The sequence below is a fragment of the Nonomuraea sp. NPDC050451 genome (assembly GCF_044458585.1).
On record NZ_JBITHZ010000041.1, the window covers coordinates 65,005 to 78,108 of the forward strand.

The 13,104-nt window shown below is 71.4% G+C and carries 11 protein-coding genes and 1 pseudogene; 7 read left to right on the plus strand and 5 right to left on the minus strand.

Features of this window, described 5'->3' with window-relative positions; all coding sequences use genetic code 11:
* Positions 1–9: 9 nt before the first annotated feature.
* Both ACIBI9_RS57115 and ACIBI9_RS57120 read right to left on the minus strand, forming a co-directional pair.
* On the minus strand, positions 10–4,155 hold the full coding sequence (locus tag ACIBI9_RS57115; RefSeq protein ID WP_397235817.1) for a molybdopterin-dependent oxidoreductase: 4,146 nt from the start codon (positions 4,153–4,155) through the stop codon (positions 10–12).
* A gap of 180 nt (positions 4,156–4,335) precedes the next feature.
* Positions 4,336–5,394, minus strand: coding sequence for a threonine aldolase family protein (locus ACIBI9_RS57120; protein ID WP_397235818.1), 1,059 nt, complete (start codon positions 5,392–5,394; stop codon positions 4,336–4,338).
* 71 nt (positions 5,395–5,465) lie between these two features.
* Between ACIBI9_RS57120 and ACIBI9_RS57125 the strand changes: the two genes are divergently transcribed.
* Complete coding sequence (locus ACIBI9_RS57125; RefSeq protein WP_397235819.1) at positions 5,466–5,849, plus strand: nuclear transport factor 2 family protein; 384 nt, start codon at positions 5,466–5,468, stop codon at positions 5,847–5,849.
* Between the two features lie 8 nt (positions 5,850–5,857).
* On the opposite strand, the gene ACIBI9_RS57130 is transcribed toward ACIBI9_RS57125, so the two are convergent.
* The 3 genes and pseudogenes from ACIBI9_RS57130 to ACIBI9_RS57140 form a co-directional block, all read right to left on the minus strand.
* On the minus strand, positions 5,858–6,145 hold the full coding sequence (locus ACIBI9_RS57130) for a DUF1905 domain-containing protein (RefSeq protein WP_397235820.1): 288 nt from the start codon (positions 6,143–6,145) through the stop codon (positions 5,858–5,860).
* A 157-nt stretch (positions 6,146–6,302) separates the two neighbouring features.
* Positions 6,303–6,827 (minus strand): annotated as a pseudogene (locus ACIBI9_RS57135) (DNA-binding response regulator); the annotation flags it as partial.
* Positions 6,824–7,996 carry a sensor histidine kinase gene (locus ACIBI9_RS57140; RefSeq protein WP_397235821.1) on the minus strand — a complete coding sequence of 391 codons (1,173 nt, stop codon included), beginning with the start codon at positions 7,994–7,996 and terminating at the stop codon, positions 6,824–6,826. The gene ACIBI9_RS57140 and the pseudogene ACIBI9_RS57135, both read right to left, overlap by 4 nt.
* Positions 7,997–8,185: 189 nt before the next feature.
* Between ACIBI9_RS57140 and ACIBI9_RS57145 the strand changes: the two genes are divergently transcribed.
* The 6 genes from ACIBI9_RS57145 (at position 8,186) to ACIBI9_RS57170 (ending at position 13,101) form a co-directional block, all read left to right on the plus strand.
* Positions 8,186–8,422, plus strand: a complete 237-nt coding sequence (locus ACIBI9_RS57145; protein WP_397235822.1) for a hypothetical protein — start codon at positions 8,186–8,188, stop codon at positions 8,420–8,422.
* Entirely contained in the window at positions 8,422–8,802 is a 381-nt protein-coding gene (locus ACIBI9_RS57150) for a hypothetical protein (RefSeq protein WP_397235823.1), read from the plus strand. The genes ACIBI9_RS57145 and ACIBI9_RS57150 overlap by 1 nt, the downstream gene beginning before the upstream one ends.
* Positions 8,803–8,898: 96 nt before the next feature.
* Positions 8,899–9,333 (plus strand): signal peptidase I, encoded by a 435-nt coding sequence (gene lepB / locus ACIBI9_RS57155; RefSeq protein WP_397235824.1) that lies wholly within the window; start codon positions 8,899–8,901, stop codon positions 9,331–9,333.
* A 10-nt stretch (positions 9,334–9,343) separates the two neighbouring features.
* A complete protein-coding gene (locus ACIBI9_RS57160; protein WP_397235825.1) occupies positions 9,344–12,247 on the plus strand; it encodes a BTAD domain-containing putative transcriptional regulator in 2,904 nt (967 codons plus the stop codon).
* A gap of 74 nt (positions 12,248–12,321) precedes the next feature.
* The gene (locus ACIBI9_RS57165) at positions 12,322–12,516 is read left to right on the plus strand and encodes a hypothetical protein (protein ID WP_192789616.1); all 195 of its coding nucleotides are present in this window, start codon (positions 12,322–12,324) and stop codon (positions 12,514–12,516) included.
* A 63-nt stretch (positions 12,517–12,579) separates the two neighbouring features.
* The gene (locus tag ACIBI9_RS57170; protein WP_397235826.1) at positions 12,580–13,101 is read left to right on the plus strand and encodes a MauE/DoxX family redox-associated membrane protein; all 522 of its coding nucleotides are present in this window, start codon (positions 12,580–12,582) and stop codon (positions 13,099–13,101) included.
* Positions 13,102–13,104: the final 3 nt, after the last annotated feature.

Below are 13,104 nucleotides of genomic sequence, written 5' to 3' on the forward strand. Positions count from 1 at the left end.
GCGAGGCTTTCAGTACACGTCGCGTACGTAGCGTTTCGTCGTGGCGAGTTGTTTGACGTACGCGGCGGCGTCGTCGGGGGCCAGGCCGCCGTGGCGGGCCGCGATGTCGCGCAGGGTCTGGTCGACGTCCCTGGCCATCCGGGTGGCGTCGCCGCACACGTACACGTGAGCGCCGTCCTGCAGCCAGCTCCACAGCTGCACGCCGTGCTCGCGCATCCGGTCCTGCACGTAGACCTTGGCCCGCTGGTCGCGGGAGAAAGCCAGGTCCAGGCGGGTCAGCAGGCCGTCGTCGTGCAGCGCGGCCAGTTCGTCGCGGTAGTAGAAGTCGGTGGTGCGGCGCTGCTCGCCGAAGAAGAGCCAGTTGCGGCCGTGGTGGCCGAGGGCCCGGCGTTCGTCGAGGAAGCCGAGGAAGGGGGCCACGCCGGTGCCCGGGCCGATCATCACCATGGGGGTGCCGGGGTCGGAGGGCGGCCGGAAGTGCGTGGTGGGCTGGACGTGCACCGGAACGGTGGTGTGCTCGGGGCTGTCGGCCAGGTACGCCGAGCAGGCGCCGCCCCGCGTCGTGCCGCGCGGGTTGCGGAAGCGCACCACCGACACCGTCAGGCTGATCTGGTCAGGGCTGATGAGCGGGCTGGAGGAGATGGAGTAAAGGCGCGGTTTGAGCCGCTTGAGCACGTCGGCCCACTCCTGGGCCGTGGCGCGCACGGGAACCTCGGCGAGCACGTCCACGGCCTGGCGGCCCCACACCCATTTGTCCAGCTCGCCCTTGTTGCCGGGGCGCAGGAGCCGGGCGAGGTCGCGGTCGCGGGTGCGTTCGGCGACGAATTTCAGCAGGCCAGGGGTGATCTTGGTGATGTCGAGATGGCGGTACAGGGCCTCGCGCAGCGGCAGCGTGCCCAGTCCGGGGAGCTCGACGGTGTCGGCGGGACTGAGGCCGGTGCCGGCCAGCCATTCCATGACCAGGTCGAGGCTGTTGACGGGCATCACGCCCAAGGCGTCGCCCGCCTGGTAGGTCAGCTCGCCACCGGTGTCGAAGGTGAACCGGCGCACCTCTTTGGCCGAGCCCGGCAGGCTGAGCAGCCTGTTCCCGGTCAGCGTCGCGGTGAAGGGGGCGCGGGTGCCGGCCGGCCTGATCGTTCCGCTCCGCCCCGGTCCGGTGCCGGCCAGGGTGGACAGGAGCTGGTTGAGCCAGTCCAGGGCACGTTCGTGCTCGTCCGGCTCGCAGTCCACGCGTGGCGCGAGGCGGAGCGCGCCGAGCTCCTCCAGCCGCCGATCGAGGCGCCGGCCGTGTCCGCAGAAGTCGTCGTAGCTGGAGTCGCCGAAGGCGAGGACGGCGTAGCGCACGCCGTCGAGCCGCGGCGCTGCGGGCTCGGCGAGCGCCTCCCAGAACGCGGCGCCGTTGTCGGGGGCCTCGCCGTCGCCGAACGTGCTGGAGATGATCAGCAGGTCTGCGTCCGGCGTCAGGGCCTGCGGGGCGCAGTCGTCCATGCTGACCACCCGGGCGCTGCGGCCGGCGCCCGCCAGCCGCTCGGCGCTGGCCGCGGCGAACTCCTCGGCGTTGCCCGTCTGCGAGGCCCACAGGATGACGATCTCGCGCGCCGGGGTCTGCGGCCCGGCGGGCGCGGGCTCCGGTTCGGCGGGCGCGGGTTTCCGCGTCGGGAGGACGATGCGGGAGAAGGCGCCGGCCAGCGCCCCGTTCACCCACAGCGCGTGGTCCGGCGAGAAGGGCGCATGACCCGGCAGCACCGGTACGTCCGCTCCGTCGAGCGGGGTGCTCGCCAGGCCGGCCAGGAATCCGGACAGATAGCGGCGTTCCGACGGGGAGAGCTCGGGCGGGGTCACGTCGGCGAGCCCGAACAGGCCGTGCAGCGCGCCGACGGCGACCGGCGTCCGCGCCTCCTCGGCGGTCCCGGCAGTCCCGGCCGTACGAATGTCGGACGCCGAGGCCGGGGCGGCCGTGGCGGGATCCGGGGCGACCTTGGTGAGGGAGACCGCGCACACCTTCAGCTCGGGCTGGAAGGAGATGGGGTCGACGGCGTCACTGGTGACGGCGTTGACGCTGAGATACTCGCCGAACAGGTCGTTCCAGTGGAACGGCGCGAACAGGTTGCCCGGCATGACCCGGTCCGTCACCACCGCCGGCAACACGGCCCGGCCGCGCCGCGAGGAGACCGTCACGAGGTCGCCCTCGCCGATGCCGTGCTCGGCGGCGTCGGCCGGGTTGATCTCCACGAACGGGCCGGGGTTGAGCTTGTTCAGCTTCGCGATCTTGGCCGTCTTGGTGAGCGTGTGCCACTGGTGCTGCACCCGACCGGTGTTGAGCACGTACGGGAAGGTGTCGTCGGGCAGCTCGGCGGCGGGCAGGTGCGGGCGCGGGAAGAAGACGGCCCGGCCGTCGGGGGTGGCGAAGGCCAGCCGCGGGCCGCTGCCGTCCTCGCGCGTGACTGGCGCCTGGCTGCGGCCGTCGTTGAGGTAGCGGACCGGGTTGCGCTCGCCGGAGCCGGGCGGAGCGGGCCACTGCACGGGAGTCTCGCGTAGCCGGTCGTACGTCACGCCGCGCAGGTCGTACCCGGTCGCCGGGTTCCAGGCCCGCTTGATCTCCTCGAACACCTCCTCCGCGCCGGAGTAGGAGAAGCCGTCCTCGAACCCCATCTCGCAGGCCACCCGAGCGATGATCAACCAGTCGGGCAGCGCCTCCCCGGCCGGCTCGACGGCCTGCCGGAGCAGCGTGAGGTTGCGCTCGGAGTTGATCATCACGCCTTCGGTCTCGGCCCACAGAGCGGCGGGCAGGACCACGTCGGCGTAGGCGTTGGTCTCGGTGGCCGCGAAGACGTCCTGCGTGACGACGAACTCCGCGGCCTCCAGGCCCGCGATCACGGTCTTGCGGTTGGCGACGCTGGCCACGGGGTTGGTGCAGATGATCCAGCACGCCTTGATCTCGCCCTCGGCCATCCGGGAGAACATCTCGATCGTGCCCTGCCCGACGTCGGTACGCAGGGTGCCGGGCGCGACGCCCCACAGGTCCTCGACGAACCGGCGGTCCTCCTCCACCAGCACCGAGCGCTGGCCGGGCAGGCCGGGGCCCATGTAGCCCATCTCGCGGCCGCCCATCGCGTTGGGCTGGCCGGTCAGCGAGAACGGGCCGCTGCCGGGGCGGCAGATCGCGCCCGTGGCCAGGTGCAGGTTGCACAGCGCGTTGGTGTTCCAGGTGCCGTGGGTGCTCTGGTTGAGCCCCATCGTCCAGCAGCTCATCCACTCGCCGGCCTCGCCGATCCACTGGGCCGCCTGGCGCAGGTCGGCCTCGGGGATGCCGGTGAGCTCGGCGACCTTGGCGGGCGGGTAGTCGAGCAGGAAGTCCGGCATGGCCCCCCAGCCGCGGGTGTGCTCGGCGACGAACTCCTCGTCGACGTGCCCGTTCTCCACCAGCAGGTGCAGCAGCCCGTTGAGCAGGGCCAGGTCCGTGCCGGGCCGGATCTGCAGGAACAGGTCGGCCTTGGCTGCGGTGGCGGTGCGCCGCGGGTCCACCACGATCAGCTTGGCGCCGGCCTTGACCCGGTCCATCATGCGCAGGAACAGGATGGGGTGGCAGTCGGCCATGTTCGCGCCGATGACGAAGAACACCTCGGCGCGCTCGAAGTCCTCGTACGAGCCGGGCGGGCCGTCCGAGCCCAGCGACAGCTTGTAGCCGCTGCCCGCGCTGGCCATGCACAGCCGCGAGTTCGACTCGATCTGGTTGGTGCCGACGAAGCCCTTGGCCAGCTTGTTGGCCAGGTACTGGGCCTCCAGCGTCATCTGCCCGGACACGTAGAACGACAGCGCGTCGGGCCCGTGCTCGTCCAGGATCGCGCGCAGCCGCCGGGCGGTCGCCGTGATCGCCGCGTCGATCCCGCTCTCCTCCGGCTGCACGCCCCTGGTGGGCCTGACGAGCGCCTGCTCCAGCCGGCCCGGGGCGGCGAGCATGTCGGCGCTGGTGGCCCCCTTGGTGCACAGGCGACCGGCGTTGGCCGGGTGGCTCTTGTCGCCGGAGACCTTGACGACCCGGCGCCGCCCGTCCGCGCCCTGGGCCACGTCCAGGACGATCCCGCATCCCACCCCGCAGTAGGAGCAGACGGTCTTCACACGCGCGATGGCGTTGCTCGGGTCTGTCGCCGTCATCGGCCCTTCCCCTTCGACAGGGCCTGAACGACGTTCCCTATCAGTGGGCGCGCCGTAGCCGCGCTGGGCAGATCCAACGCGCAAAACGTAAGAAACGGGCGTTACGCGGATGTCACAGCAAGCGACCGCCGCCGGTTACATCCAGATCACCGCCGATCCCCGCCCGCCACACGCCCAGGGTCACGAGGCGGCGCGGGCGAGCACGTCGCGGATGAGGGTGACCACCTCGCCGGGGGTGAACTCCATGGCGTTGTCGCCGACGCTGATCTCGAAGCTGCATCGGCTCGGGTCGGGCGCGGAGCGGACCCGTCCCCAGAGCTGGATGCCGTGTTCGGCGAGGATCTCCTGGCCGGCCCGCTCGACGGCGCGGCGGGGAGCCGGCAGGTGGATGTGGAACAGCGGCGTCTGCGGGGGATCGGGGTAGGCGCGGGCGGCGCCGTCGGCGTTGACGGCCGCCGCGATGGCGACGGCGTGCTCGCGGTAGGCGGGCATGCGTGCGGCCAGGGTGTCGAGGCCGACGAGGGCGGCCAGGGCGAGCGGCCAGGCGTCGCGGATGCCGCCGCCGAGCCGCTGGCGCCACACCCGGGCGGCGTCCACCGTGGCGGTGTCGGCGGCGAGCACGGCGCCCCGTACGCCCTGCAGGCTCTTGTAGAGCGACACGTAGACCGTGTCGAACAGGGCGGCGATCTCGTCGAACGGGCGGCGATAGTACGTCTGGGCCTCCCACAACCGGGCGCCGTCCAGGTGCGCGGCGGCGCCGGTGGCCCGTACGAGGGCGACCTGCTCGCACAGGTCCTGCCATTCCGGAAGCAGGCCGCCGAGGTCACGCTGGGGCAACTCCCAGACGACCGCCGCGAGCGGCTCACCTATCGCCCGCAGATCGTCGACGGTCATCAGCTCGTGCGGGTCGCCGGTGCGGCGCATCCGCAGGCCGTGGACGGCGTTGTAACCCTGCTCCTCCCAGACGTCGAGATGCGATTGCGGGTGCGCGGCGAAGGTGCGGCGCCCGCGCCGGTCGGCGTGCAGGCGCAACGCGACCTGCTGGGCCATCGTCCCGCTGGGGAGGAACAGCGCGCTTTCCTTGCCGAGGAGCTCGGACAGCCGCCGCTCCAGCACCGCCACGGGGCCGTCGGGGCCGTCCGGCGGGGTGTCGTCGTCCACGAGCGCCAGCATCTGCTCCAGCATGACTCGCGGCGTACGCCGGATCGGCGCGTGCAGGAACAACGACCGTCGGATCATATGCCTGTCCTTCGCTATTGCAATTAGTTCGCAATAGTAGCCTGTCGGTGCTCCGATGTAAGGTCCGCCGCATGGACGAGACCTCGAGGACGCGACGTATCGCGCAGGCCTATGTCGAGACCGCCGAGCGGCGTGACTGGGAGGGCTTCGGCGCGCTGCTCGCCGAGGACGTGGTGTACGAGATGCCGCAGACCCGGGAACGGATCCGCGGGAAGTCGGCCTTTCTCCAGTTCAACAGGGAGTATCCCGGCGATTGGCATCTCAAGGTGCGGCGCATCGTCGCCGACGGCCGCCATGCCGCGGCGTGGATCGACGCGCGCGTCGAGGCCGAGCAGCAGGACGCGTGCGTGTGGTTCGAGCTCTCCGACCAGGGGTTGATCAGCCGGGTCGTCGACTACTGGCCGGAGCCGTACGATCCGCCGGCCGGTCGCGAGCATCTCGTGGAGCGCTGGTAAGGCGTTTTTCAGACGTCAACGGTTAGCCGAACGGTCACCACGTCCCCCACGTCGAGCCCTTCGGCCTTGCGCACCCCCGCCTTCACCGGCACGATGTAGCGCCCGTCCTTCGGGAACAGCGACGTCTTCCACCGGGTCTCCCGTATCTGAGCCGTGACCGGAATCATGCCCCAGCCATAGCTCACCAGGCCGGCGGTCGATTCCAGGTCGCGGCACTCCTCGTCCGGGACGGTGATGAAGTGCCAGGGCGCAGGTCCCCTCCAGAACCACATCTCACTGCTGAACTCCACGTTCATCGACCCAGGATAGGAGCTGTCACAGCCCGAGATCGTCCAGTTCCTTCAGCAGCGCGCTTCTCGGGCTCTGTTCCGGTGGGGCGGACGGCGTGCTTCGGGACCGGTGACCGCTGACCAGGATGATGAGCCCTGTCACGCTTCAGTATCGCCGAGGGTGTCAGGGCTTGTTCAGGTAAGTGAGGACGGCGAGGACGCGGCGGTTGCTGTGGTCGTCATCGACGATGCCGAGTTTGCCGAACATGGAGGTCGTGTATTTGCTGACGGCGCTTTCACTGAGAAAGAGCCGCCGGCCGATGGCCTGGTTGGACAATCCTTCGGCCATGAGACTGAGCACGGAGTATTCGCGTTCGGTGAGCTGCCCGAGTCGCTGGTCCGATGACCCGCTGGACAGCAGCTTGGCGATGACGGCCGGGTCCATGGCGGTACCGCCGGCTGCGACGCGTTCGAGGGCGTCGATGAACTGATCGGCGTCGAAAACGCTCTCCTTGAGGAAATAGCCGATGCCGCCGGCGCCGTCCGCCAATAGTTCGCGGGCATACAGCTGTTCGACGTGCTGAGAAAGGATCAGGATCGGCAGCCCCGGCACTTCGCCGCGGGCGGCGAGGGCCGCCCGCAGGCCCTCGTCCGACTGGGTCGGCGGCATGCGGACGTCGACGATGGAGACGTCAGCCCGCCACCTCAGCCGTCGAAGACCGCCAGGCGCCGGCGCAGCCCCGCGAGTCCGCCATCAGCTCGCACGTGGGCCCCGCCCCGGCCGTCGTCCTCGACGTCGACGACGATGCCGGTGTCGTCGCGGGCGATGGAGATCCGCGCCCGGGGCGCGTGGGCGTGCTTGACGGCGTTGGTCAGCAGCTCGGCGACGCCGAAGTACACGGCGGACTCGATCGGCGGGTCCAGGCGCAGCTGAACGTCGGCGCTCACAGCCACTTCGAGCGGGCTGTCCAGGGCCAGCGCGCGGACTGCGTCGACCAGCCCGCGCTCGTTCAGCACCGGCGGGCTGATGCCCCTGACCAGTTCGCGCAGCTCGTTCAGGGAGGTGGCGGCGCCGGCTCGCGCGTCCCGCAGCAGTGCTCTGGCCTGGTCGGGGCTGGTTTCCATGAGCTTCTCCGCGGTCGCCAACGAGAGCCCGAGCGCGACCAGGCGCGCCTGCGCTCCGTCGTGCAGGTCCCGCTCGATCCGGCGGATCTCGGCGGCCTGCGCGACCGTGGTGTCCGCGCGCTGGGCCGTCAGCTCGTCCACCCGCTCCGCCAGCGTCGTCGCGGGCGACGGGCGCAGGAAGCGGACGGCCACCGGCACGACGGGCCGCCAGGCGTACGGGGCGACGGCGATCGCCACGACCAGGCCGAGCACGCCGGCGAGGAGCGATGACCGGCTGAACCCGAGGACCGCCACCGCCACTCCGGCCGGCGGGACGGCGGCGACCACGCCCGCGGTGAGCGGCGCGATCGCCGTGAACCGCAGGTCGCGCCAGAAGGCGGGATCTCTCCACCGGGCCCGCCACTTCTGGTCCATGAGGGCGTCGCGCCTGGTGCGCTCGTAGCTGAAGCCGTTCCACCAATATCCGGTGGACATCCGCGTCACCGGCCCGGCCTGCCGATATCCGGTGGGAATGACGGCGCCCGTCCACTTCGCGACGAGGGAGCGGACCATCCGGCTCACCGGGCGCGCCAGGGCGAGCGTGCCGATGCACGCCCACACGAACGGCACCGTCCCCGACCACGCGTCCCCGTGCCACCACCAGATCCACAGCGCCGCGGCAGCGGCCCACACGGCCGGGACCAGCATGGTGACGGCCGCCACCATGCACGCGCGCACGAATCCCACGCAGGCGCTCGCCACCCACTGTCGCATGGTTCTTCCTTCTCACTTCACGACCACGGCTTGGTGACTTCACTGTGCACCGCACCGGAGCCGCTCCCCGCCGGATCGGCCCTGAAGTGGGTCTGGACCCACCCAACCGTACGTCCAGCCCCATACCGCGCCATCCATGCGCTCCCTAGCGTGATCACCACTCCAGACAACACAAGGGACGAAAGAGACATGGAATCCTTCGGCAAGGTCAAGATCCTCGCCGCGCGGGGAGCACGGTGGGCGTATCTACGCGTACGCATCATCTCGGTCGTCATGCCGGTCGCGATCGTCGCCGTCGACATGATCCCTGGCATCTGCCCGGTGTGGTTCGCCATGATGCAGGCGGTATGTGCGCTTGCCATCGCCGGGGTCGCTTTCGTCGTCAACGGCTCCGGCCTGCGCGCCGCCTTTCCCAAGGAGCGCTGATGTACGTACGGTTCCAGAGCCCCACACCGAACGCGAGAGGGACGTATCCCGGCGTGTTCGGCCTCGTGAACAGTCTGGCCGCCCAAGGGCTGCTGTCCCCAGGAGAGGAGGCGTTCAGGCGCGACAACAACGACTGGTACGAGGCGAACTTCACCGACCCCGCCGGCGTGGACCCCACGGTCTATGACCGTGAGCTCCACCCGGGAGCCGCGGCCTGGTTCAAGCCGTCAGCTCATCGCCTGATGGAGCGGGTGCCGGGTTACCTTGCGATTCTCGCCGCTCATGGGGTGGAGTGCGTGCGGCTCGAAGCGGCCGACCCGGGCAAGGTGATCTACGAAGATGACGATCAGATCGTCGTGGTGCCCCGTTCGACCGAGTAGCCCATGATCGAGAGTGGTTGACAGCGTGCCGAGCCAACGGCGATCCTCAGCCGGATAAAGATCAATATTTCCCTGGGGCCGACGGTGGAAAAGCGGATGAAGCTGATCAGCATGGGATTGCTCGCCGGTGTGCTCGCGGCGGCGGCCGGCGCCTTGGTGGCCCGCCGGCGCTACGTGGTGGTCACCGTGGAGGGGATGAGCATGGCTCCGACCTTGCACGACGGCGATCGGGTGCTGGTCCGGCGACGCCGGATCGGCGAGGTGGCCAGGGGCGATGTCGTGGTCCTCGAACCTCCGGCCGAGCCACGAGTGGACGTGGACGGCACGCGCTGGAACATCAAGCGCGCCGTCGCCCTGCCGGGTGACCCGGTGCCGCCGGACGTGGACGGCGCCGAGGAGCGCGTGCCCGCGGGTGCGCTGGTGGTCTACGGCGACAACCCCCACAGCGTCGACTCCCGGCAGCGCGGTTTCTTCCCGGCCGATCGCCTGCTCGGCGTCGCGCTGCGCCGCTTGGGCGGGTCTGCCCTGTAGGCGGCGCGACGTGAAGTTCCGGATGCTCGGACCGCTGCGGATCGAGGGCGACGACTCGCCGGCGGGGGGAGCGAGGATCACGGCGCCCAAGCAGCGGACCGTGCTCGCCATGCTGCTCGCCCGGGCGGGTCACGTCGTGCCGATCCGGTCACTGGTGGCGGAGGTCTGGGACGACCAGCCGCCCCGCTCCGCGGTGGCGAACCTGCGTACGTACCTCATGCAGTTGCGCAAGCTGATGCCGCCCGCGGCAGACCCGGCCGTGGAGCGGCTGGTGACCTCGGACGCCGGTTACCTGTTGCGGGTCGAGCCCGAGGAGTTCGACCTCTTCCAGTTCGAGGCGCTGACCGCGCACGCCCGCCAGGCGCTGGGCAGGCGCGATCTCAGCACCGCCCTGGACTCCTACACCCGGGCCCTCGCGCTGTGGCAGGGGATGGCGGCCGAGGACGTGCCGCTGGGGCCGACGCTGCGCGAGGTGGTCGCCCGCCTCACCGACCACTACCTGAGCGTGGTGGAGGAGCACGCGGACATCCAGCTCGCCCTCGGCAGGCACGCGACGGCGGCCAAGCGGCTGCGCGAGGTGATCGGGCAGTACCCGCTGCGCGAGCGGCTGCACGGCCAGCTCATGGTGGCCCTGTACCAGAGCGGCGACGTGGTCGGCGCGCTGGACGCGTTCGGGGCCGCCCGAAAGGTCCTCGCCGACGAGCTGGGCATCGATCCCGGCCCTGACCTGCGCAGGCTGCATCAGCTGATCCTGCGCAGGGACCCCGCCCTGTTGTCGGAGGAGGGGGAAGCCGCCGCCGACGACGGGCGGCCCAGGCCGCGCCAGTTGCCGCGCGCGCCGAGCGTGTTCGTGGGCCGCTCGGCCGAGCTCGCCCGGATCAACGCCGTGCTCGGCGCCGACGCGGGGCCGCCCGTGCTGGCACTGCACGGCCCCGGCGGGATCGGCAAGTCGACGCTCGCCATGAAGGCGGCGTACGGCGTGGCCGAGCGCTATCCCGACGGCCACCTCTACGCCGACCTGCAGGGATCGACACCGAGCCTGTCGCCGTTGCGCCCCGACGAGGTGCTCGGCCGCTTCCTGCGCGCGCTGGGGGTGCCCCCTGGCGAGGTGCCCGCGGCGCCGGCGGAGGCGGCCGCCCTCTACCAGTCGGTGCTGGCCGACCGGCGCGTCCTGGTCGTCCTCGACAACGCCGTCGGCGCCGCCCAGGTGGCCCCTCTGCTGCCGGCGGGCGGTGGCTGCGCGGCCCTGGTCACCAGCCGGTCGGCCCTGACCACGTTGGACGCCGTACCGATCGCCGTGAACCTGCTCGACGAGGAGCAGTCGGTACGGATGCTGGCGCTGCTGGCCGGTCAGGCGCGCGTGGCCGCCGAGACGGAGGCGGCGGCCGAGATCGCGCGCTGGTGCTGCCACCATCCGCTGGCGCTGCGCATCGCCGGCGCCCGCCTCGCGGGCCGGCCGGACTGGTCGCTCGCGAGCTTCAACGAGCGCCTGAGCAACCAGCGGCGGCGGCTGGACGAGCTGCAGGCGGCCGACCTGCGCGTCCGCTCCTCCTTCGAGGTCGGCTACGCGACCCTGACGAGCGCCGCGCGGACCGTCTTCCGCCTGTTCGGCGTGCTGGAGGTGCCGGAGGTGGGCGTCGAGCTCGTCGCCGCGCTGACCGACGCCGACCTGAAGACCGCCGAGGCCGTGCTCGACGAGCTGGTCGAGGCCCGCCTGATCGAGCCGGTCGGCGAGAGCCGGTTCCGCACGCACGACCTGCTGCGGCTCTTCGCGGGGGAGCTGGCCGCCTCCCACAACTCGCCGGAAGACCTGGACCTGGCCGTACGGCGGGCCCTGGACTGGTACCTCGACCTCTGCCACCAGCTGCGCGACCTGCTGCAGCCGCACCTGCGAGCCGCAGGCGGGAACAGGGAGAGCGGGCGCGATCCCGGCCTGGTGCTGCGTGACCCCGCCGCGGCGGTGCGGTGGCTCGACACGGAGCTGCGCTGCCTGGTCGCGGCCGCCGTCCAGGCCGCGCGCGGGAAGCCGGACGTGGCGCGCTTCGCCATCGAGCTGATGACCCTGGTCAAGGCCACGGTGATGAAGGGCGGCTACTGGCGCGAGCTGGAGACCATCGCGCGGCTCGCCATCGAGGTGGCGCGGCGCGACGGCGACCGCGGAGCGGAGGCGTCCACGCTCGCGACCCTGGGGCTGCTGGAATGGCGGGCCGGCCAGGGGGAGGCGGCCGACGGCCACCTGCGGCGCGCGCTCGAGCTCTGGCGCGACCTGGGCAATCGCGAGGAGGAAGGGATGGCGCTGCACAACCTCGGCTGGCTGCACATGCAGACCGGCGACCTCAACGCGGCCCTCGGCCACATCAGCGCGAGCCTGCGGCTGCTCAAGACCCACGGGTCCAGACGCGTCGGGCTGGTCGGCCACAACCTGGGCGAGCTGCTGCTCCAGCTGGGCAGGGACGCCGAGGCGGTGGATCGCTTCGAGCGGTGCCTGACCGTCCGCCGGGCCGATCGCGACCTGAACGGCGAGAGCATCACGCTGGCGGCGCTCGGCCGCGCCTACTGCCTGCTCGACCGGCGGGACGAGGCGCTGGCCGCGATGGACGAGGCGCTGGCCCGCTGCGAGGAGACCGGTAACCGCGAGGACGAGTGGGAGGTGCTGCTCAGCAGGTCCGAGATCCGATTGCGGCAGGGTGCCCTCGCCGCGGCCGAGCGCGACCTGGTCAGGGCCCTGGAGGTGACCGCCCAGATGGGCGACGCGTACGGCTACGCCGCCTGCACCCGCCAGCTCGCCAGGGTCCGCGCGGCGTCGGGCGACCCGCGCGCCGCGGGGGATGCCCGGAGGGCCGAGGAGCTGTTCGCGGATCCGGCGATGCGCCTCAATCCGGTGCTGGAAAGGCTGCTCACGGCCCAGGTGTAGCGCGGCTGTATCGGTCGCTGTATCTCCCCCAAATAGCGTTTCGGCCTGACCGCATCGCTATACAAGGAGCGAACATGACTTCTGTCTTGGGCAAGCTCGGCGACAGGATTCTCGACAGGCTCGTCCCGAAGGCGTCCGCCAAGGCGGCCGCCGAGTGGTACGTGCACTGCTACTGCAGGGAGCGTTCCGACTTCAGGAAGATCTGCACGACCGCCGGCGGCACGACCCGCTGCGGGTCCTGCTACGCCTTCAGGGTCTGCGGCGGCTAGGTAGAACGCGCGGACCGGCGGCGGCCACCTCCGCCGCCGGTCCCCGAACCCGAGGGTGACACCGTGCTCTATCTCATGATCATGTGCCGGGCGCTGCTGGCCGCCGTCTTCGCGATCGCGATCGCGGGGAAGGTCCGCGACCGATCGGCGTACAGCGAGTACGTGTCCTCGATCGTGGTACTCAAGATCCTTCCGAGAACCGTGTCCACCATGGCCGCGCACGCCCTGGTGGCGGCGGAGGTCGCTTCGGTCGTCCTGCTGGCGCTGCCGTGGACCGTACCGCTGGGGTTCGTGGTCGCGGTGGGCACGCTCGCCGCGCTGACCGGCGGCATCCTCGTCGCCCTGCGCCGGGGGCGGCAGGCGCCGTGCCGGTGCTTCGGCGCGTCCGTCACGCCGCTCGGCCGGCCGCACGTGATCCGCAATCTCGTCCTGGCGGCGTCCGGGGGCACCGGGCTCGCCGCATGGGCCGCGGCCGGGACGGCGACGGCGGATGCGGCCGGTGTCGCGCTCGCTCTCGTCGCCGCCGCCGTGGGCGCCCTGCTCGTGGTGCGCCTCGACGACCTGTTGGAGCTGTTCACCGCCTGAAGA

Coding starts and splice junctions, on each gene's coding strand:
- ACIBI9_RS57115 (WP_397235817.1), bottom strand. CDS start 4,155: ATGACGGCGACAGACCCGAGCAACGCCATCGCGCGTGTGAAGACCGTC.
- ACIBI9_RS57120 (WP_397235818.1), bottom strand. CDS start 5,394: ATGATCCGACGGTCGTTGTTCCTGCACGCGCCGATCCGGCGTACGCCG.
- ACIBI9_RS57125 (WP_397235819.1), top strand. CDS start 5,466: ATGGACGAGACCTCGAGGACGCGACGTATCGCGCAGGCCTATGTCGAG.
- ACIBI9_RS57130 (WP_397235820.1), bottom strand. CDS start 6,145: ATGAACGTGGAGTTCAGCAGTGAGATGTGGTTCTGGAGGGGACCTGCG.
- ACIBI9_RS57140 (WP_397235821.1), bottom strand. CDS start 7,996: ATGCGACAGTGGGTGGCGAGCGCCTGCGTGGGATTCGTGCGCGCGTGC.
- ACIBI9_RS57145 (WP_397235822.1), top strand. CDS start 8,186: ATGGAATCCTTCGGCAAGGTCAAGATCCTCGCCGCGCGGGGAGCACGG.
- ACIBI9_RS57150 (WP_397235823.1), top strand. CDS start 8,422: ATGTACGTACGGTTCCAGAGCCCCACACCGAACGCGAGAGGGACGTAT.
- lepB (WP_397235824.1), top strand. CDS start 8,899: ATGAAGCTGATCAGCATGGGATTGCTCGCCGGTGTGCTCGCGGCGGCG.
- ACIBI9_RS57165 (WP_192789616.1), top strand. CDS start 12,322: ATGACTTCTGTCTTGGGCAAGCTCGGCGACAGGATTCTCGACAGGCTC.